11 protein-coding genes and 2 pseudogenes are annotated in these 18,025 nt (G+C 61.8%); 11 read left to right on the forward strand and 2 right to left on the reverse strand.

All coding sequences use genetic code 11. The annotated features are described in order from the left end of the window. The first annotated feature begins 51 nt into the window (after window positions 1-51). Complete coding sequence (locus DDE20_RS05955) at window positions 52-789, forward strand: DUF4336 domain-containing protein (RefSeq protein ID WP_116557548.1); 738 nt, start codon at window positions 52-54, stop codon at window positions 787-789. 40 nt (window positions 790-829) lie between these two features. Here DDE20_RS05955 and DDE20_RS05960 read toward each other — a convergent pair whose 3' ends face one another. After that, the gene (locus tag DDE20_RS05960) at window positions 830-1,546 is read right to left on the reverse strand and encodes a DUF1194 domain-containing protein (protein WP_116557549.1); all 717 of its coding nucleotides are present in this window, start codon (window positions 1,544-1,546) and stop codon (window positions 830-832) included. 176 nt (window positions 1,547-1,722) lie between these two features. Here DDE20_RS05960 and DDE20_RS05965 point away from each other — a divergent pair, with 176 nt between their 5' ends. The 8 genes and pseudogenes from DDE20_RS05965 to DDE20_RS06000 all read left to right on the forward strand — a co-directional run bounded on the left by DDE20_RS05965 (window position 1,723) and on the right by DDE20_RS06000 (window position 13,654). After that, the gene (locus DDE20_RS05965) at window positions 1,723-4,014 is read left to right on the forward strand and encodes a glycosyl hydrolase family 28-related protein (protein ID WP_116557550.1); all 2,292 of its coding nucleotides are present in this window, start codon (window positions 1,723-1,725) and stop codon (window positions 4,012-4,014) included. A gap of 457 nt (window positions 4,015-4,471) precedes the next feature. Then, on the forward strand, window positions 4,472-6,433 hold the full coding sequence (acs, locus tag DDE20_RS05970; RefSeq protein ID WP_116557551.1) for an acetate--CoA ligase: 1,962 nt from the start codon (window positions 4,472-4,474) through the stop codon (window positions 6,431-6,433). Window positions 6,434-6,607: 174 nt separating this feature from the next. Beyond that, window positions 6,608-6,865, forward strand: a complete 258-nt coding sequence (locus tag DDE20_RS05975; RefSeq protein WP_205961624.1) for a DUF4212 domain-containing protein — start codon at window positions 6,608-6,610, stop codon at window positions 6,863-6,865. Window positions 6,866-6,880: 15 nt separating this feature from the next. Next, window positions 6,881-8,650, forward strand: a complete 1,770-nt coding sequence (locus DDE20_RS05980; protein ID WP_116557552.1) for a sodium:solute symporter family protein — start codon at window positions 6,881-6,883, stop codon at window positions 8,648-8,650. 69 nt (window positions 8,651-8,719) lie between these two features. Further along, a complete protein-coding gene (locus DDE20_RS05985) occupies window positions 8,720-10,543 on the forward strand; it encodes a putative nucleotidyltransferase substrate binding domain-containing protein (RefSeq protein WP_116557553.1) in 1,824 nt (607 codons plus the stop codon). Window positions 10,544-10,565: 22 nt separating this feature from the next. After that, window positions 10,566-11,117: a hypothetical protein gene (locus DDE20_RS05990; protein ID WP_116557554.1), complete on the forward strand. Its 552-nt coding sequence runs from the start codon at window positions 10,566-10,568 to the stop codon at window positions 11,115-11,117. Continuing rightward, window positions 11,095-11,469, forward strand: a pseudogene (locus DDE20_RS05995) (response regulator transcription factor); the annotation flags it as partial. The gene DDE20_RS05990 and the pseudogene DDE20_RS05995, both read left to right, overlap by 23 nt. Before the next feature lie 82 nt (window positions 11,470-11,551). Beyond that, a complete protein-coding gene (locus tag DDE20_RS06000) occupies window positions 11,552-13,654 on the forward strand; it encodes a 3'-5' exonuclease (protein ID WP_116557556.1) in 2,103 nt (700 codons plus the stop codon). 604 nt (window positions 13,655-14,258) lie between these two features. Here DDE20_RS06000 and phaZ read toward each other — a convergent pair. Next, a pseudogene (gene phaZ, locus DDE20_RS06005) lies at window positions 14,259-15,485 on the reverse strand (polyhydroxyalkanoate depolymerase); the annotation flags it as partial. A gap of 111 nt (window positions 15,486-15,596) precedes the next feature. Between phaZ and DDE20_RS06010 the strand changes: the two are divergent. Then, entirely contained in the window at window positions 15,597-17,387 is a 1,791-nt protein-coding gene (locus DDE20_RS06010) for a PHA/PHB synthase family protein (RefSeq protein ID WP_116557558.1), read from the forward strand. A 124-nt stretch (window positions 17,388-17,511) separates the two neighbouring features. Beyond that, the gene (locus DDE20_RS06015; protein ID WP_116557559.1) at window positions 17,512-17,988 is read left to right on the forward strand and encodes a phasin family protein; all 477 of its coding nucleotides are present in this window, start codon (window positions 17,512-17,514) and stop codon (window positions 17,986-17,988) included. Window positions 17,989-18,025 lie beyond the last annotated feature (37 nt).

The raw sequence follows: 18,025 nt of genomic DNA on the forward strand, positions 1-18,025 counted from the left end.
CATCTTAAAGTCATGTTTACTTAGCTATCGAAGTGGTAGTGTGAGTGAACAATGACGAAACCGACAGGTTATGAGCCGCTGCATGTGCTCAAGCCCGTAGACCGCGATATTTGGATCGTTGATGGTCCGAGTGTCAAATTCTACGGGCTGCCGTTTCCCACCCGTATGGTGGTGGTGCGACTGGCAGGCGGCGGATTATGGCTGCATTCTCCGGTGCAGCCAGACGCCAAGATACTCTATGCATTGGCAGAATTAGGGGCAATTCAACATTTGATCGCGCCGAACTGGCTGCATTTTACCTATCTGACTGCGTGGAAACATCTGTTTCCGAAGGCGCAGACATGGGTGGCACCGGGGGTGGTGTCGCGGGCGGGCAAAAAGGATCAGCCGCTGCATGTGGATCATCATTTAAAATCCGAAGCGCCGCCGGATTGGGCCGATGAGATTGACCAGATGATCTTTGCTGGCAGCCGCGTGCACCGTGAGGCGGTGTTTTTCCACCGCGCCAGTCGGACGCTGATATTAACCGATTTAATCGAGAATTTCGAATCCGGAAAGATGCCCGCATGGTCGGCGCCGCTACTGAAATGCGCCGGTGTCAAAGACCCTGACGGCAAGGCGCCGATTGATCTGCGCTGGACCTTTCGCAAGAACCGCGCGCAGGCACGGGCCTCGGCCGAGGCGCTTTTGGCCTGGCATCCCGAGCGGGTGATCATGGCGCATGGGCGCTGGTATGAGCAGGGTGGCGAGGCCGAGTTGCGGCGCGCGTTTCGCTGGGCTTTGGGGTGAGCGCGTTAACCTTCGGGGTGCCGCGTTAACCATTGCGCGGTTACCCGTGATCGCTAGGTGACGGCGCAAGGCCGAGCACCGGCTCGCGCAATTCGCGGATCAATTTGCGGCGAAAGGCCTCGGCGAAGTCTTCATGGGTCGGGGTGAACTCCAAAAACGCGCCCGGCCCATGCAGGACATTGCGCCGGAACCAATCCTCGATACGGTGTTCATGCACGCCGATGGCCAGCCCGTTAACCACGATATCGCCGAAATCCGTGGTGTCATAAATCCGCCGCGGCTCGGGCCCGTCATTGATCTGCCCGTCACCGGCCAGATCAATCGTCTGCCATGTGCAGGCGGGGCCATGGGCGATCAACCGGCGCGCATAGGTCAGCGCGCTGCCCACCGCGGTTAACCCCCGATCACGGCGGCTGTGGGTGAGGATTTGCTGCGCCAATAGGTCGATATCGGCGGCGCTATTGAGCAGGGTCCAATCGGCGACCAGCTGCTGTTCGACCTGTCCGGCCCATTCAAACACCGCCATCGCCACCGGCTGCGAGGGTTCGAGGATCAGCCCGCGCACTTCCGGGTCAAAAAGCGCCGCGACGATGCCATCGACCTGCAGGCGGTAGTCGATGTCATTGACCGAGCGCGAGACGTCAAAGCCGAGCACCAGCGCGAGGCGGCAAGCGCGCGCGGGGTTGGCGATGAGCAGCGCGGTCAGCGCGAAGATGGTTAACAGGGGCGCAAAGCGGGGGCGTGTGGGGCGTCTCATACCGTCACTGTGGCACAAGATTTCGCCTGAGTCGCGCGCTCTGTGATTGGTCCCCTTGCGCAGGGCAACGCGCGCCGCGCTCAACGCCCGTTAAGCCGCGTTTGTTACCCCATGGCTCAAGGCGAGCGGTGCTGCGGTCCGCGCCTTTAACCACGTTTGCAAGACAGGGGTCTGGGATGAACAAGGCAGTGACCGACGGGCTGATAGTGATGCCGCCAGAATTTGCCGAGGGGCTTGATCACTGGTCGAGCGGCGATGGCACGCCGGGGTCGGCGACCTATGACGGGGCGCCGAATGCGGCCTTTGTGCCCTCGGATCCTGATTTCGGCGGCTGTCTGGAACTATTGAAAACCGCGACCACGCAAAAGCTGCGCTGGATGGGGGCGGTGCCGGTGATCAACGGCTGCTATTTACAGGTCACCGCGCGGATCAAGGCGGTGAGCGGGGCGCTGCCGGCGGTGCGCATCGCAGGTTTCGCGGCGGATGCGGGCAATGGCGCGGTCTCGGGCGTGGTGCTCTCGGCCGATCCGGTGACGCTGGCCAGCTACGGCGATGTGGTCGAGGTGCGCGCAGTGATCGCGACCTCGAACAAGGGCGGCGTCGATCTGAATTGGGCGGGCGTGCATCACGGGTTTATCGGGCTGGATCTGACCGGCGCCAATGGCGGCGTGGTGCGGATTGATGATCTGCGGATCGAGGATGTGACCGGTTTCTGGCTGCGCGATATGCTCGATTGGGTCGATGTGCGCGATTTCGGCGCTATCGGCGACGGGGTCACGGATGATCACGCGGCGTTTGTTGCGGCGGCTGCCGAGGCGCTGTCCAGCGGTCGGTCTTTGCTGGTGCCCGAGGGGGTCTATGCGGTCGATTCAACGTTAACAATCGAGGTGCCGGTGCGGTTTTCCGGCACGCTGGCGATGCCCGCCGGGGCGCGGTTGCAATTGACCCGCAATTACGACTTTGCGACCTATGCCAAAGCCTTCAATTCCGAGGGTCTGGGGCTGCGCAAAGGGCTGCAGGCGCTGTTTCATTTCACCGATCACGACACCTTTGATCTGGGCGGGCGGCGGATCATTCTGGATGCGCCGATTGATCTGGCCGAAACCGCGGGGCTGGATTTCTATTCGATCCGCCGGGTGGTGAAAAACGGGCTGATCGAGGTGACACCGGGGGCGGCGTGGGACAGCGTCACGGTGACCTCACAGGCCAGCTATTCGCCCGCGCAGCCGACCACGCTGACCGGCGTGGCGAATGTGGCGAATATCGCGGTGGGGTCGCGGATTTCGGGCGCCGGCGTGGGACGCGAGGTCTATGTGCGGGCGCGCAATGTCTCGGCGCAGACGATCACCCTGAGCGCAGGTCTCTACGGGGCGCAGGGCACGCAGGTGCTGACGTTTACCCAGTTGAAATATATCTTCGACCTCTCGGGTTTTGATTTTATCGAGCGATTTGAACTGGATGGCGTGGAGTTTCAGTGCAAGGGCGAGGCAAGCGCGGTGAGCCTTGGCGCGGCGGGGCAGTTGATTGCGATCCGCGATTGCACCTTTAACCGGCCCCGCGACAAGGCGATCACCTCGATCGGGCGCGGCTGTCAGGGGCTGTTGGTGGATCAATGTCTGTTCATGTCGAACGAGATGCCGAGCCGCTCGCAGGACCGCACCTCGATCGCGGTGAACGTCAATTCCAATGACGTGAAATTGCGCGACAATGTGGTGGTGCGCTTTGCCACATTCGCGGTGATGGGCGGCACCTATCACATGCTGCAGGGCAATCATTTCTACCAAGGCGACGGCGAGCAAAACGCGGTGCGCACACCGGGCGTGGTGATGACCTATCCGAACACGGTTTCTGTGATCACCGGCAATTATATCGACAATTGCTTCATCGAACACGGCAATGAGCATGACGCGACGCCGGAGTTTAACTCGGAGTATAGTTTCGGCGGGCTCAGCGTGACCAATAACGTGTTTCTGGTGTCGAATGTGATCGCCAGTTTCCGGTTTTTCGTGGTTAAGCCCTATGGGCCGGATCACTTTATCTCGGGGCTGGTGTTCACCGGCAATGTGCTGCGCACGGTGAACGCGCAGCCCACCCGCGCCGAGGGGGTGGATACGACCCACGCCGGTCTCGATTTCAGCCGGTTCCGCAATCTGGTCTGGCAGGGCAACACCTATAACGGGATTGCGGTGCAGACCGAGAGCCCCTTGGTCATGCGTCATGAGCAGAATACCGCGGCGACGACATGGGCGGTGAAAACCGGCGGCAAGCTGCCGTTTGACGGCTGGGCGCGGACGGTCAGCGGGATGGCGATGGAGGGGGCGGCGAAAGGGCCGGGCAGCGAGATCCGCACCGGCATGCCCTATGCCGATATCCAGCGGGGGGCGCAGGGCAATGAGGTGCATGTGACCTGGCCCTCGCCGACGCGGGGCAAAATGGTGCTGACGGTGCGCGGTGACAACCCTCTGTAGAGGGGCAGAAGGCCGGTGTTTCGGGGGGCGGTGCAGGGATGCATCGCCCTTTTTCTTATAGCGCTAACAGGGTGATTCGGTGGCACGGGCGAATCACCCGTCACAGATAGGTGTCAGCAATGCGACGGGCGTATCGGGCGGGAAAGTTTTTTTCGGCGCCGGTTTCACCCGCTTCTCGCGCAGGGGTTGCGCTGGCCAGAGGGGGCTGACGCAGGGGGAGGTTGTTGACATTCCCGTGACCCGCAGGCGGCTGAAAAACTTGGCGGAAATGCGGCGCTTTGCATTTGTCTTTACAAATTGGCATTTGTGGACGTGAAGAAATTTACAAAATTACCCTTGTCCAAAAAAGAGTTACGCGAAAATTGACCCATAAGTTATGATGCCTGTGGATGGAGGGCTGCAGAAATGTGCTCGGCAGGGAGGCCGGCGCATCGGGTGCAGCAGCAGGAGATTGCTTATGACGGACAAGACTCAATCGGGAATTTTTCCCGCATCTGCGGAGTTTGTCGCCAACGCCCATGTGACCGCCGAGAGCTATGCGTCGATGTATGCCGACTCGGTCAAAGATCCCGATGCATTCTGGGCGGAACATGGCAAGCGCGTCGATTGGATCAAGCCGTTTACCAAGGTGCAGAACGCGAGCTTTGCGCCGGGCAATATCGACATTCGCTGGTTCGAGGATGGCACGCTGAATGTGGCGGCGAATTGCATCGACCGGCATCTGGAGACGCGCGGCGAGCAGACCGCGATCATCTGGGAGCCCGATAGCCCCGAGGAGCAGGCGCTGCATATCACCTACCGCGAGCTGCATGAGCAGGTTGGCAAGATGGCCAATGTGTTCAAGGGCTTGGGCGTCGGCAAGGGCGACCGCGTGGTGATCTATATGCCGATGATCCCCGAGGCGGCCTATGCGATGCTGGCCTGCGCGCGGATCGGGGCGATCCATTCGATCGTCTTTGCTGGCTTCTCGCCTGATGCGCTGGGTGCGCGGGTCAACGGCTGCGACGCCAAGCTGGTGATCACCGCTGACCACGCGCCGCGCGGGGGGCGGGCCACCAAGCTCAAGGACAACGTCAATCAGGCACTGCTGCACGAGACGCGCGATGTGAAATGTCTGGTGGTCAAGCGCACCGGCGACCAGATTGCATGGCGCGCAGGTGTCGATTTCTGGTGGCATGAAGAGGCCGCCAAGGTCAGCGCCGACTGCCCGCCCGAAGAGATGAATGCCGAAGACCCGCTGTTCATCCTCTATACCTCGGGCTCGACCGGCCAGCCCAAGGGCGTGGTGCATAGCTCGGGCGGTTATCTGGTCTATGCGGCGATGACCCATGAGATCACCTTCGATTACCATGATGGCGATGTGTATTGGTGCACCGCGGATGTCGGCTGGGTGACCGGCCACAGCTATATCGTCTATGGCCCGCTGGCCAATGGCGCGACGACGCTGATGTTCGAGGGCGTGCCGACCTATCCCGACGCGAGCCGGTTCTGGCAGGTCTGCGAGAAGCACAAGGTGAACCAGTTCTACACCGCACCGACCGCGCTGCGGGCGCTGATGGGGCAGGGCAAGGAGTTTGTCGAGCGTTGCGATCTGAGCAGCCTGAAGGTGCTGGGCACAGTCGGTGAGCCGATCAACCCCGAGGCGTGGAACTGGTATAATGATGTGGTCGGCAAGGGCGAGCGGCCGATTGTCGATACATGGTGGCAGACCGAGACCGGCGGCCATTTGATGACCCCGCTGCCCGGTGCCCATGCGACCAAACCCGGCGCGGCGATGAAGCCGTTTTTCGGCATCGAGCCGGTGGTTCTGGAGCCGACCTCGGGCGCGGTGCTGGAGGGCAACGGGGTTGAAGGCGTGCTCTGTATCAGCAGCAGCTGGCCCGGGCAGATGCGCACGGTCTGGGAGGATCACGAGCGTTTCGAAAAGACCTATTTCTCTGATTACAAAGGCTATTATTTCACCGGCGATGGCTGTCGCCGCGATGAGGACGGCGATTACTGGATCACCGGACGGGTCGATGATGTGATCAATGTCTCGGGCCATAGGATGGGCACCGCCGAGGTCGAAAGCGCGCTGGTCGCCCATGCCAAAGTCGCCGAGGCGGCGGTGGTCGGCTATCCGCATAACATCAAGGGGCAGGGGATTTACTGCTATGTGACCTTGATGAACGGCGAGGAGCCCTCGGAGGCGCTGCGCAAGGAATTGCGCGATTTCGTGCGGCAGGAAATCGGCCCGATTGCCAGCCCCGATTTGATCCAATGGGCGCCGGGCCTGCCGAAAACCCGCTCGGGCAAGATCATGCGGCGGATCCTGCGCAAGATCGCCGAGGATGATTACGGCGCGCTGGGCGATATCTCGACGCTGGCCGATCCCACGGTGGTCGAAGAGCTGATCGACAACAGGATGAACAAAGACTGACGGGCGTGCGCGCGGCGGGCAGGGAGAGACTTGCCGCGCGTGCGTCCTGCGATCCGGCGCCTTTGGCGCGGGGTCAGATGCGCCGATCCGAGGGGCAATCGTCTGCCGGGTCGCGCCACGCAAAGCGGGTATCCCGAGAGGGGTGCCGGCAGGAGGAAACCCGGGGAGGACATTATGTCTGACAAATCCGCCAGCGCCTATTGGACGGCGAATATAAGGCTCATCACCATCTGTATGGTGATCTGGGCGCTCGTATCTTTCGGCTTCGGCATCATTTTGCGCCCGCTTATTTCGGGCATCGCGGTGGGCGGCACCGATCTTGGCTTCTGGTTTGCCCAGCAAGGCTCGATCCTGACCTTCATCGTCTTGGTGTTCTTTTATGCCGCGCGCATGAAGGCCATCGACCGCGATTTTGGCGTCGACGAGCAGTAAGGGACATAGGGACATATGGATCAATTTACACTCAATCTGCTGGTCGTGGGCGCGTCTTTCGCGCTTTATATCGGCATTGCCATCTGGGCCCGCGCGGGCTCGACATCCGAATTCTATGCCGCCAATCGCGGCGTTCATCCCGTGCTCAACGGCATGGCCACCGCCGCGGACTGGATGTCGGCGGCCTCGTTCATTTCGATGGCCGGTCTGATCGCCTTTGTCGGCTATGACAATTCGACCTATCTGATGGGCTGGACCGGCGGCTATGTGCTGCTGGCGCTGTTGCTGGCGCCTTATCTGCGCAAATTCGGCCGTTTCACCGTGCCGGATTTCATCGGCGACCGGTTCTATAGCCAGACCGCGCGGATCGTGGCGGTGGCCTGTCTGTTAACCATGTCGATCACCTATGTGATCGGCCAGATGAGCGGTGCGGGCGTCGCCTTCTCGCGGTTTCTGGAAGTGGAAAACCAGACCGGTCTGTTGATCGCCTCGATCATCGTATTCTTGTATGCCGTGATCGGCGGCATGAAGGGCATCACCTATACGCAGGTGGCGCAATATTGTGTGTTGATCATCGCTTATACTATTCCGGCGATCTTCATCTCGCTGCAATTGACCGGTAATTTCCTGCCGCAACTGGGGCTGTTTGGCACCCATGCGGAATCCGGTGTGCCGCTGTTGACCAAGCTGGATCAGGTGCTGACCGAGCTGGGCTTCCGCACCTATACCGAGCATCACACCAACACGTTGAACATGGTGCTGTTTACCATGTCGCTGATGATCGGCACCGCCGGTCTGCCGCATGTGATTATCCGCTTCTTCACCGTGCCGAAAGTCTCGGACGCGCGGGCGTCGGCGGGCTGGGCGCTGGTGTTTATCGCGCTGCTCTACACTGTGGCTCCGGCTGTCGGGGCGATGGCGCGTTTGAACATCATCACCACGATCTACCCCGATGGCACCGATGCGACGCCTCTGGCCTATGCCGACCAGCCGGACTGGATCGCGAATTGGGAGCAGACCGGGCTTTTGGCCTTTGAAGACCTCAATGGCGACGGGTTGATCCAATATTACAACCCGACCGATGCCTTTGCCGAAACCGCCGCCGAGCGGGGCTGGGAAGGCAACGAGATGGTCACCTTCAACCGCGATATTCTGGTGCTTGCAAACCCGGAAATCGCCGGTCTGCCGCCCTTTGTGATCGCGCTGATCGCGGCCGGTGGTCTGGCGGCGGCGCTGTCGACGGCGGCGGGTCTGTTGCTGGCGATTTCGGCGGCGGTCTCGCATGACCTGATCAAATCGGTGATCAACCCGTCAATCTCGGAAAAGGGCGAGTTGATGGCGGCGCGGGTCTCGATGGCGGCGGCGATCATCGTGGCGACGGCCTTGGCGTGGAACCCGCCGGGCTTTGCGGCGCAGGTTGTGGCGCTGGCCTTCGGTTTGGCGGCCTCGTCGCTGTTCCCGGCGATCATGATGGGGATCTTTTCGAAGAAGATGAACTCGGCAGGGGCGATTACCGGCATGTTGGTCGGCATCCTTTCGACCCTGCTCTATATCTTCACCTATCTGGGCTGGTTCTTCATCCCCGGCACCAACATGCTGCCGAATACGGCGGATAGCTGGATGTTCGGCATTGCGCCGGCCTCCTTCGGCACGGTGGGTGCGATCTTGAACTTCATCGCCGCCTATGTCGTCTTGGCGATGACCAAACCCGCACCGCAGCATATTCAGGATCTGGTGGAATCGATCCGTGTGCCGCGTGGCGCTTCCGGTGCATCCTCGCACTGATAAGATGCGGAGGGGCGCGCGGGTTGCGCCCCTCCACCCCCCCCCGCGATAAGTCAGGACCGATGCCCGATGGATACCCAAACCGCCGCGATCAAGGTGTTTCTGGACTCGGTGCATCCCTATGACAGTCTGCCGCTTGACGAGTTGGTGCAAACCGCCACCTCTTTCAGCCGCAGGGAATACAAGCCCGGTGAGCAGGTCTATACCATGGGCGATCCGCTCGACGGGATCTATCTGGTCAAACGCGGCACCATCGAGGTCACCGACGGGGTCGGTGTCACCGTCTCGATCCTTGGCCCGCGCAACTCCTTTGGCGAGCGCGGGTTGCTGCGCGACGGGCGCGCGGTGACCTCGGCCACGGCGACCGAGGACAGCGTGGTTCTGGTCCTGCCCGAGGTGCAATGGCGCCATCTGATCGCAGTGAAACCGGCGTTCGAGCGGTTTTTCAGCCGCTCGCGGGCGGCGGATGCGCGCGGCAATGAGTTAAGCACGCTGAAGGTCAGCGATCTGATGGCGCGCAATCCGGTGACCATTGCCATGGAAGCCAGCATCGCGCAGGCGGCGCGGCTGATGCGTGATAACCATATTTCCAGCCTTGCGGTGACCGAGGGCGGCGTGCTCAAGGGCATTGTCACCACCGGCGATCTGACCGCGCGGGTGCTGGCCGAGGGGCTGGGCGGCGAGACGCTTGTGGGGCAGGTGATGACCCGTGATCCGCTGGCGCTGGGGCCGGATGCTTTGGGCTCGGACATTCTGCACGCGATGCTCGAGCGGCGGATTGGTCATGTGCCGGTGGTGCAGGACGGCAAGCTGAAGGGCATCGTGACCCAGACCGATCTGACCCGCTATCAGGCGGTGAATTCCGCGCAATTGGTCCGCGACGCCGCCGAGAGCAACACCGCCGACGAGATGGCGCAGGTCACTGCCCGTATCCCCAAGCTGCTGTCGCAACTGGTGGCGGCGAATAACGCCCATGAGGTGGTCACAAGGCTGATCACCGATGTGGCGGATACGGTGACGCGGCGGCTCTTGCGGCTGGCCGAGGCGCAGCTTGGTCCGGCGCCGGTGCCCTATCTCTGGCTGGCCTGCGGCTCGCAGGGGCGGCAGGAACAGACCGGCGTTTCCGATCAGGACAACTGTCTGATTCTGGATGACAGCGTGGGCGAGGATGACATGGCCTATTTCCATGCGCTGGCGCGGTTTGTCTCGGACGGGATGAACACCGCGGGCTATGTCTATTGCCCCGGCGATATGATGGCGACCAATCCGCGCTGGTGCCAACCGCTGCGGGTCTGGCGGCGGTATTTCGACAGCTGGATCACCTCGCCGAGCACTGAGGCGCAGATGCTGGCCTCGGTGATGTTCGATCTGCGGCCTATCGGCGGGCATATGACGCTGTTTCGCGATCTCGAGGAGGAAACGCTGACTGCGGCCTCGCGCAATTCGATCTTTGTCGCGCATATGATTTCCAATTCGCTCAAGCATCAGCCGCCCTTGGGGCTGTTGCGGGGTTTTGCCACGATCCGCTCGGGCGAGTTCAAAAACCACATCGACATGAAGCATAACGGCGTGGTGCCGGTGGCGGATCTGGCGCGGGTCTATGCGCTGCAGGCGCGGCTGCCCGAGACCAACACCCGCGCCCGTATCGAGGCCGCCGAAGCGGCGGGCGTGATCTCGGTCTCGGGCGCGCGCGATCTTGTCGATGCCTATGATTTCATTGCGCAACTGCGGCTTGAGGCGCAGGCCGATCTGGTCAAAGCCGGGCGCAGGCCCGATAACTTTCTGGCGCCCTCGGATCTGTCGGATTTCGAGCGCAGCCATCTGCGCGACGCTTTTGTCGTCGTGCGCACCATGCAATCTGCCCTTGGCCAGCGCGCCGGAACGCTGGGCTGATCGGGCATGAAAAGGAGACGCAATGATCATTGATTTCATCGGCGCGATTGCCACCGGCTTCTGCCTGTTTGGCGTCTTGCTCTTGGTTAACCGGCTCATCGGCGGGCGGTTTGGCCGCTGGGTCTATCCGGCGGCGGTGGCGCTGGGGATGATCGGCTATACGGTCTGGGCCGAATACAGCTGGCCTGTGCGCACCGTCGAGGGCTCGCCGCAGATGCAGCTGGCCTCGGCAAATGAGCAGAGCGTGGTCTACCGGCCCTGGACCTATATCTGGCCGCAGGTGACGCGGCTGGTGCTGGTCGATCGCTCGCATACGCTGGTGCATCCGCAGGCCGCGGATCTGGTGTTGACGCAACTGGTGTTCATCGGCCGCTGGGAGCCGATCCATGTTGCCGGTGTGGTGTTTGACTGCGCCACTGCGGCGCGGGTCGATTTGGGAGACGGGGTGACATTGCAAGAAGACGGCACGGTTGCGGGCGCAGACTGGCGCGCGCTGGCGGCGGATGATCCGGTGTTGCGCACCGCCTGTGAGGTAGCTGAGGAGGTCAGGGATGGGCGAGGCGAGCGCGCGTAAACATATTCTGGTGGTCGAGGATGAGGATAATATCGCCGTCGCCCTCGACTATCTGATGACCCGCGAGGGCTATGCCCACCAGCGGATCGCCACCGGCAAGGGCGCGGTCGAATTGATCCGCGAGACGCGGCCCGATCTGGTGCTTCTGGATGTGATGCTGCCCGAGGTTTCGGGCTATGAGATTTGCCAGAACCTGCGTATGGACGCGTCGCTGAACGGGGTGAAAATCCTGATGATGACCGCCCGCGGCTCGGCGATGGAGCGGCGCAAGGGGCTGGCGATGGGGGCGGATGGGTTTATCTCGAAACCCTTTGAGCTCAAGGCATTACGGGCGGAAGTCCGGCGCATTCTGGCCGGTGAGGCGGCGCCTGAGGAGGGGCCGGAGACGCTGCAGGCCGAGGATCCGCCGCCCGAGGGGTCCGGCGGCACGCGCCATGGGTGAGCGCCCGAAGTTGCATCTGAATTTGCGCCTGCGGGTGCTGTTGTTCTTTGCATTTCTGGCGCTGGGCACGTTGGCGGCAATCGGCGCGGGTGTCTGGATCGGCACCGCGCGGGCAGGGCTGACGGCGCCGCCCGCAGCGATGGTGCAGGGCGCTTTGATCGCGGCATTTCTGGCCGTGGCGCTCTGCGTTTGGGTCTGGTTTCTCTTTGATGCCCATGTCGCGCGGGCGATCGAGCAGCTGGCGGCAGCGATCCGCGCGCGCTCGCATGCGGGCGTCGCCCATGGGATGACCGAAGAGGCTGCTGCAGCGCGGCATCTGGGCGATCTGGCCCCCGCCGCCGAGGCGATGAGCCGCGCGCTGGCGGAAACCCGTAGCGCCTTGGAGGCCTCGGTCGCGCGCGAGACCACGCGGCTCGAGGCCGAGAAGAGCCGCCTCGAGACGCTGCTGGCCGATGTGCCGGTGGCGGTTTTGCTCTGCACCGCCGAGCATCAACTGGTGTTTTACAATGGGCAGGCGGTGGATATTCTGGGCGAAGGCACGGCGCCGGGTCTGGACCGGCATCTGCTGGACTACCTGCGCGACGGGCCGATCCGCCACGCCTATGAGCGGCTGGCGGGCAGTAATGACCCCGATCTCGCCTCGGACCTCTTGTGCGCGACGCGCAGCGGGCGGCATCTGTTGGCCGGTCGCATGCGGGTGCTGCGCCGCCGCGAGGCGGGGGTGGCGCCGGGCTATGTGTTAACCCTGCGCGATGTCACCGCCGATATCGCCGCCCATACCCGCCGCGACGCGCTCTTGACCGAGGTTTTTGACCGCGTGCGGCGACCGGCGGCGAACCTGCAGACGGTGATCGGCGTGATGCATGAACTCGACGGTTTGGAGCGCGCGCCGGATCTGTCATCGGCGCTGCTGGATGAGGTCGGCACGTTGACCCAGGCGATCACCGAATTGGGCGGGCGCTATGACGCGGTGCAGGGCGATTGGCGACCGCTGGTCAATGCGCGTTCGGCGGATATGCTGGATGCGCTGAAAGCGCGGTTGCAGGCGCAGGGGCTGACCCTTGAGGCGGCGGGGCCGGAGTTGATCCTGCAGGTCGATGGCTTTGAAATCATTACCTTTTGGTCATGGCTGGCGGGGAAGATTGCGGACGAGGGACTCGCTCGGGACTTCACCTTAACCTTGATTGACGAGGTCGGGCCGGGCGCCCTGATGCGGTTGGAATGGCAGGGGGAGCCGCTGTCGGTGGGCCGTTTGGACCGCTGGCTGGGGCAGGCTTTGGGGCCGGAAACCGGCGAGATGGCGGCGCTATCGGTGTTGAAAACCCATGGAACCGAGGCTTGGCCAGAAACTTTTGGGGAGACGCGGCAAGCGGTGGTGATGCCGATCCGCGCGGCGCGGATTGCAGGCCGCCGCCCGCCGCCGATTGCCCGCGCGGTGACCTATGATTTCGACCTTCTGTCCAAGGCGCGGGGCGCGGCGGTGGCCGACACGCGGCTTGCGGATTTAACCTTTGTGGTCTTTGACACCGAGACCACCGGATTGTCGCCCGCGACGGATGCCGTGGTGCAAATTGCTGCGGTGCGGCTGGTCAATGGCCGCCGTGTGACGGGCGAGGTGTTTGACACGCTGGTCGATCCCAAGCGCCCCATCCCCGCGGCCTCGACCGCGATTCACGGGATTTCGGATGCGATGGTGACCGGCGCGCCGGACATCACCCAAGCGGGGCGGCAGTTTCACAAGTTCGCCGAGGGGGCGGTGCTGATCGCCCATAACGCCCCGTTTGATATGGAGTTTTTGCGGCGGCAAGAGGCGGGGATCGGCGCCAGTTTCGATCATCCGGTGCTGGATACGGTGCTGTTGTCGGCGGTGGTTTACGGGCAGTTGGCGCAGCATTCGCTGGATGCCCTGAGCGCGCGGCTGGGGATCACCATCCCCGAAGAGGCGCGTCATACCGCGCTGGGGGATACGATTGCGACGGCGGAGGTGTTCCTGAAACTCTTGCCAATGCTGCAGGCGCGAGGGTTGGAGACCTTCGGGCAGGTGGTGGCGGAAGTGCGCAAACACAGCCGGTTGTTGAAGGATCTGAACGGCTGAGCGGGACGGGACGCGCCCGACCCTGGGTGGGCGCCGAGTCGTTTCCACGATGCGCGGCGCTCAAAAGCCCTTATGTCGCTCGAGCAATGTAATTCATCGCCAAGGCGCCCTCCCGGGGGGAGGGTCGGGCGCGGCCCGGGGTTCCCCCGGGCCTGAGGGTGGCGGAAGCAGTCATCTCGGTGGGGCTGAGGTGTTCATTGCCACAGTGCCCTCCCGGGAGAAGGGTCGGGCGCGGCCCCGGGGTGCGCCCGGGCCATTCTGTCAATATAGGTGCTGAATGAAGGAGGGCGGCGCATGGCAGCGCCGCCCTTTCGGATTGCTTGGCCCTGCGCTGCTATTTGCGCTTGGCACTGCGGGATGTGTTGGTCGCGGCTTTGCGTTTGGCGGCCGGTTTTGCTGCGGGTTTTGCTGCCGGTTTGCGCGCGGTGGCCGAGGTGGTTGCGGTCGCGGCGACGGCTTTGGTCGCCGGTTTCGCAGCCACATCTGCCTTGGCGGGTGTTTCCGCCGCGGTTTCGGCTTTGGCCTCTGGCTTGGCGTCTGCCTTAACCTCCGGCGCCGCTGCGGGCTCACCCTCGGGCTCACCCTCGGCCGCCATCAAATGCGAGGCGTGTTTGTCCATGAAGTCGAAAACCAGCGGGCGGATATTGTTGCGCCAGCTCGAGCCGGCGAAGATCCCGTAGTGACCGGCACCCTCTTCAAGATGCTGCGCCTTCATCGCGTCATCAAGACCGGTCAGCAGATCCAACGCCGCAAGGCATTGACCCGGAGCGGAAATATCGTCTTTCGAGCCCTCGACGATCATCACCGCGACATCGGTGATCGCGGCAACGTCGATTTTATGCCCGTTCACGGAAAAGTCATTGCGGGCAATCTCGCGGTCCTTAAATATCCGCTCGACCGTCGACAGGTAGAATTCGGCGGTCATATCCATCACCGCCAGATACTCGTCATAGAAGCGATTGTGCTGGTCGCGCTCGCTGTCTTCACCCCGCGCGGCGGCGGCGATCTTGCTGCTGAACGCCTCGGAATGACGTTCGAGATTCATCGAAAGGAAGCCCGCAAGCTGCAGCAAACCGGGGTAAACCTGCCGCCCGACACCGGCATATTTCATCCCCACACGCTGGATCGCCAGATGCTCAAGCTGCCCCATGGTGACGCGGCGGCCAAAATCGGTGACCTCGGTCGGCGCGGCGTCGGGATCGACCGGACCGCCGATCAGGGTCAGCGACAGCGGCTGCGCTTCGGGCTCTTGCTCGGCCAGCATGGCGGTCGCGGCCAGCGCCAAAGGCACCGGCTGGCAGACCGCGATCACATGGGTGTCGGGGCCAAGATGCTTCATGAAATCAACGACATACTGGGTGTAGTCCTCAATGTCGAACTTACCCTCCGAGACCGGAATATCGCGCGCATTATGCCAGTCGGTGATCCAGACTTCGGCATCGGGCAACAGGCTGGCGACGGTGGTGCGCAGCAAGGTCGAGTAATGGCCCGACATCGGCGCACAGAGCAGGATGCGGCGCGGCTTTTCGGCGCGGCTGGGCACATCAAAGCGCAGCAGATCGCCGAAGGGGCGGGCGATTTCGACTTTGGTCTCAACCAGATGATCGCGGCCATCGCTGCCGACGACGGTTTTGATCCCCCATGCGGGTTTGATCACCATCCGCGCAAAGCTGCGCTCGGTCACGCGGCCCCATGCCGACATCACCTTGAACATCGGATGCGGTGCCATGCCCCAGATCGGATAGGAGGCCATCGCGCGGGCCGATGCTCCCAACCATTCGTTGGTGTTGCGCATCGTCTCCATCAAATCGTAGGTGGCCATCTGGTTCATATAGGGCTCCAATATACGGGTGCAGCGCCGGGACTGTGCTGATTCGGACCTTCCCCAAATGGGGGACTCGGCTTATGCTGCAGTGCAGTAATATAGGGGGAGTAGGAGGATATGGCAACTTCTGACGAAGGGAATTCGGAAACTCTGAGCAAGATGAACGCCAATTTGGCACGAATCGAAAGCTTGACCCAACGTCTGATTGCGGCTTTTGCACAAAAGAAGCCTCAACGACCTGATCTACAGGCGCCTGACCCTTCGTTATTTGTCAATGCGACCAATGCCTATTGGTCGGAAATGATGCAAAACCCCTCGAAAATCCTTGAGCAACAGGTCGGATATTGGGGCAAAACCCTGTCGCATTTCGTCGAGGCGCAGGAAGCGCTGCGCAGCGGCAATCTGGCGGCGCCCGAGGATAACTCACCCGCCGACAAGCGGTTTTCAAACGAGATGTGGGCCAGCCATCCCTATTTCAATTTCATCAAACAGCAGTATCTGGCCTCGAGCCAGGCGGTGGAACAGGCGATTGCCGATCTCGACGGGATCGACGCCCGCGAAAAGGCGCGGTTGGAGTATTTCGGCCGCCAGATCATTGATATGATGGCACCGACCAATTTTCTGGGCACCAACCCCGAAGCCTTGATGAAAGCGGTGGAAACCGAGGGGGAATCCCTCGTGCGCGGCTTGGAAAATCTGGTGCGCGATATCGAGGCGAATGACGGCGAATTGCTGGTCACGCTGGCCGATACCGAGGCTTTTGAGGTCGGCGGCAATATCGGCACCTCCGAGGGCGCGGTGGTCTATCGCAACCGCATGTTCGAGCTGATCCAATACACGCCGCAGACCGAGAAAGTGCATGAAACCCCGCTGCTGATCTTTCCGCCATGGATCAATAAATTCTACATTCTGGACCTTAAGGCACAGAATTCATTGATCAAATGGATCGTCGAACAGGGCTATACGCTGTTCGTGGTGAGCTGGGTAAATCCGGGCAAGGACTATGCCGATGTCGGGCTGGACACCTATGTCGAAGAGGGGTTCTTGCAGGCGATTGCCAAGGTCAAAGAGATCTGCGGCGTCAAAACGATCAACACCATCGGCTATTGTATCGCCGGCACCACGCTGAGCCTGACGCTGTCCTTGATGCATAAACGCAAGGATAAATCGGTCAAATCGGCGACCTTCTTTACCACCTTGACCGACTTTTCGGATCAGGGCGAGACCGGCGTGTTTCTCGAGGATGATTTCGTCGATGCGATCGAGGCCGAGGCGCGGGCCGAGGGCTATCTGCGGTCCTATTTCATGACCAAGACCTTCAGCTTTCTGCGCTCGAATGATCTGATCTACGGGCCGGCGATCCGCAGCTATATGCTGGGCGAAACCCCGCCTGCCTTTGATCTACTGTTCTGGAATGGCGATGGTTCGAACCTGCCGGGGCGGATGACGATTGAGTATCTGCGCGGGCTTTGTCAGGCGAATAGGTTCTGCGAAGAGGGGTTCGACCTGCTGGGCGAGACGCTGCATATCCGCGATGTGAAAGTGCCGGTCTGCTCGGTCGCCTGCGAGACCGATCATATCGCCGCCTGGCAATCCTGCTTTAACGGGTTTGCGCAGATGGGCTCGACCAACAAGACGTTTATCCTGTCGGAATCGGGTCATATCGCCGGGATCGTCAATCCGCCGACGAAAAAGAAATACGGGCATTACACCTCGGATGCGGCGATTGTAGAGGGCGAGGCGCAGGCCTGGCGAGAGGAGGGGGAGTTCAACGCGGGCTCTTGGTGGCCACGTTGGGAAGAGTGGTTGAAAAGCCGCTCGGGCAAGATGATTCCCGCCCGTCCGCTGCCCGAGGAGACCCTCGCACCGGCGCCGGGCACATATGTCACCGCGAAACCTGACGTGTAATCAGGTGGTTAGCTGATTTTTGCTGCAGTGCAGAATAAAAACCTTGAATTTCTGCGCCGCAGCATGCATATTCCCTTCATACGCAGAACACCGGATCATCGGACTGCGAGCAAGGAGAATTGACATGGCTACCAACGATTTCACCAAGACGATGCAAGACTTCATGGGCGCATTCCCGGTTGACACCAAAGCAATGCAGGACGCGTTCAAAACCCAGGCTGCCCTGGGCGAGAAGATGAGCAAAGTGGTTCTGGACGCCGCCGAGAAATCGGCCGACATCTCGACCAAATGGACCAAAGACGCGCTGAACAAAATCGGCGAAGTCGCTGCCGTTAAGGAAGATCCGGCCGAGTATTCGAAGTCGGTCACCGATTTCGCCTCGACCTCGGCTGAAATGGCCAGCGAGCATATGGCCGCTTTCGCCGAAATCGCCAAGCGCGTGCAGATGGACACCGTCGAACTGATGATGGCCGCTGGCAAAGACGCCTCGGCTGAAGCCACCGCAGCGGTCAAGAAAGCCACCAGCGACGTGACCGCGGCTGCGAAAAAAGCTTCGGACGAAGTGACCTCGGCGGCCAAGAAAGCCACCGCGTCCAAGTAAGATCGCGCATGCGAAATTCGGGGTCTCCGCTCCTCCC

Origin of the sequence: Pararhodobacter oceanensis (genome assembly GCF_003076755.1) — a bacterium.
Lineage (GTDB): Bacteria > Pseudomonadota > Alphaproteobacteria > Rhodobacterales > Rhodobacteraceae > Pararhodobacter > Pararhodobacter oceanensis.

Bases quoted from the DNA above. Each gene is read 5' to 3' on its own strand.
- acs (WP_116557551.1), top strand. From the start codon at position 4,472: ATGACGGACAAGACTCAATCGGGAATTTTTCCCGCATCTGCGGAGTTT.
- DDE20_RS06000 (WP_116557556.1), top strand. From the start codon at position 11,552: ATGGGTGAGCGCCCGAAGTTGCATCTGAATTTGCGCCTGCGGGTGCTG.
- DDE20_RS05955 (WP_116557548.1), top strand. From the start codon at position 52: ATGACGAAACCGACAGGTTATGAGCCGCTGCATGTGCTCAAGCCCGTA.
- DDE20_RS05980 (WP_116557552.1), top strand. From the start codon at position 6,881: ATGGATCAATTTACACTCAATCTGCTGGTCGTGGGCGCGTCTTTCGCG.
- DDE20_RS05960 (WP_116557549.1), bottom strand. From the start codon at position 1,546: ATGAGACGCCCCACACGCCCCCGCTTTGCGCCCCTGTTAACCATCTTC.
- DDE20_RS06015 (WP_116557559.1), top strand. From the start codon at position 17,512: ATGGCTACCAACGATTTCACCAAGACGATGCAAGACTTCATGGGCGCA.
- DDE20_RS05985 (WP_116557553.1), top strand. From the start codon at position 8,720: ATGGATACCCAAACCGCCGCGATCAAGGTGTTTCTGGACTCGGTGCAT.
- DDE20_RS05990 (WP_116557554.1), top strand. From the start codon at position 10,566: ATGATCATTGATTTCATCGGCGCGATTGCCACCGGCTTCTGCCTGTTT.
- DDE20_RS05975 (WP_205961624.1), top strand. From the start codon at position 6,608: ATGTCTGACAAATCCGCCAGCGCCTATTGGACGGCGAATATAAGGCTC.
- DDE20_RS06010 (WP_116557558.1), top strand. From the start codon at position 15,597: ATGGCAACTTCTGACGAAGGGAATTCGGAAACTCTGAGCAAGATGAAC.
- DDE20_RS05965 (WP_116557550.1), top strand. From the start codon at position 1,723: ATGAACAAGGCAGTGACCGACGGGCTGATAGTGATGCCGCCAGAATTT.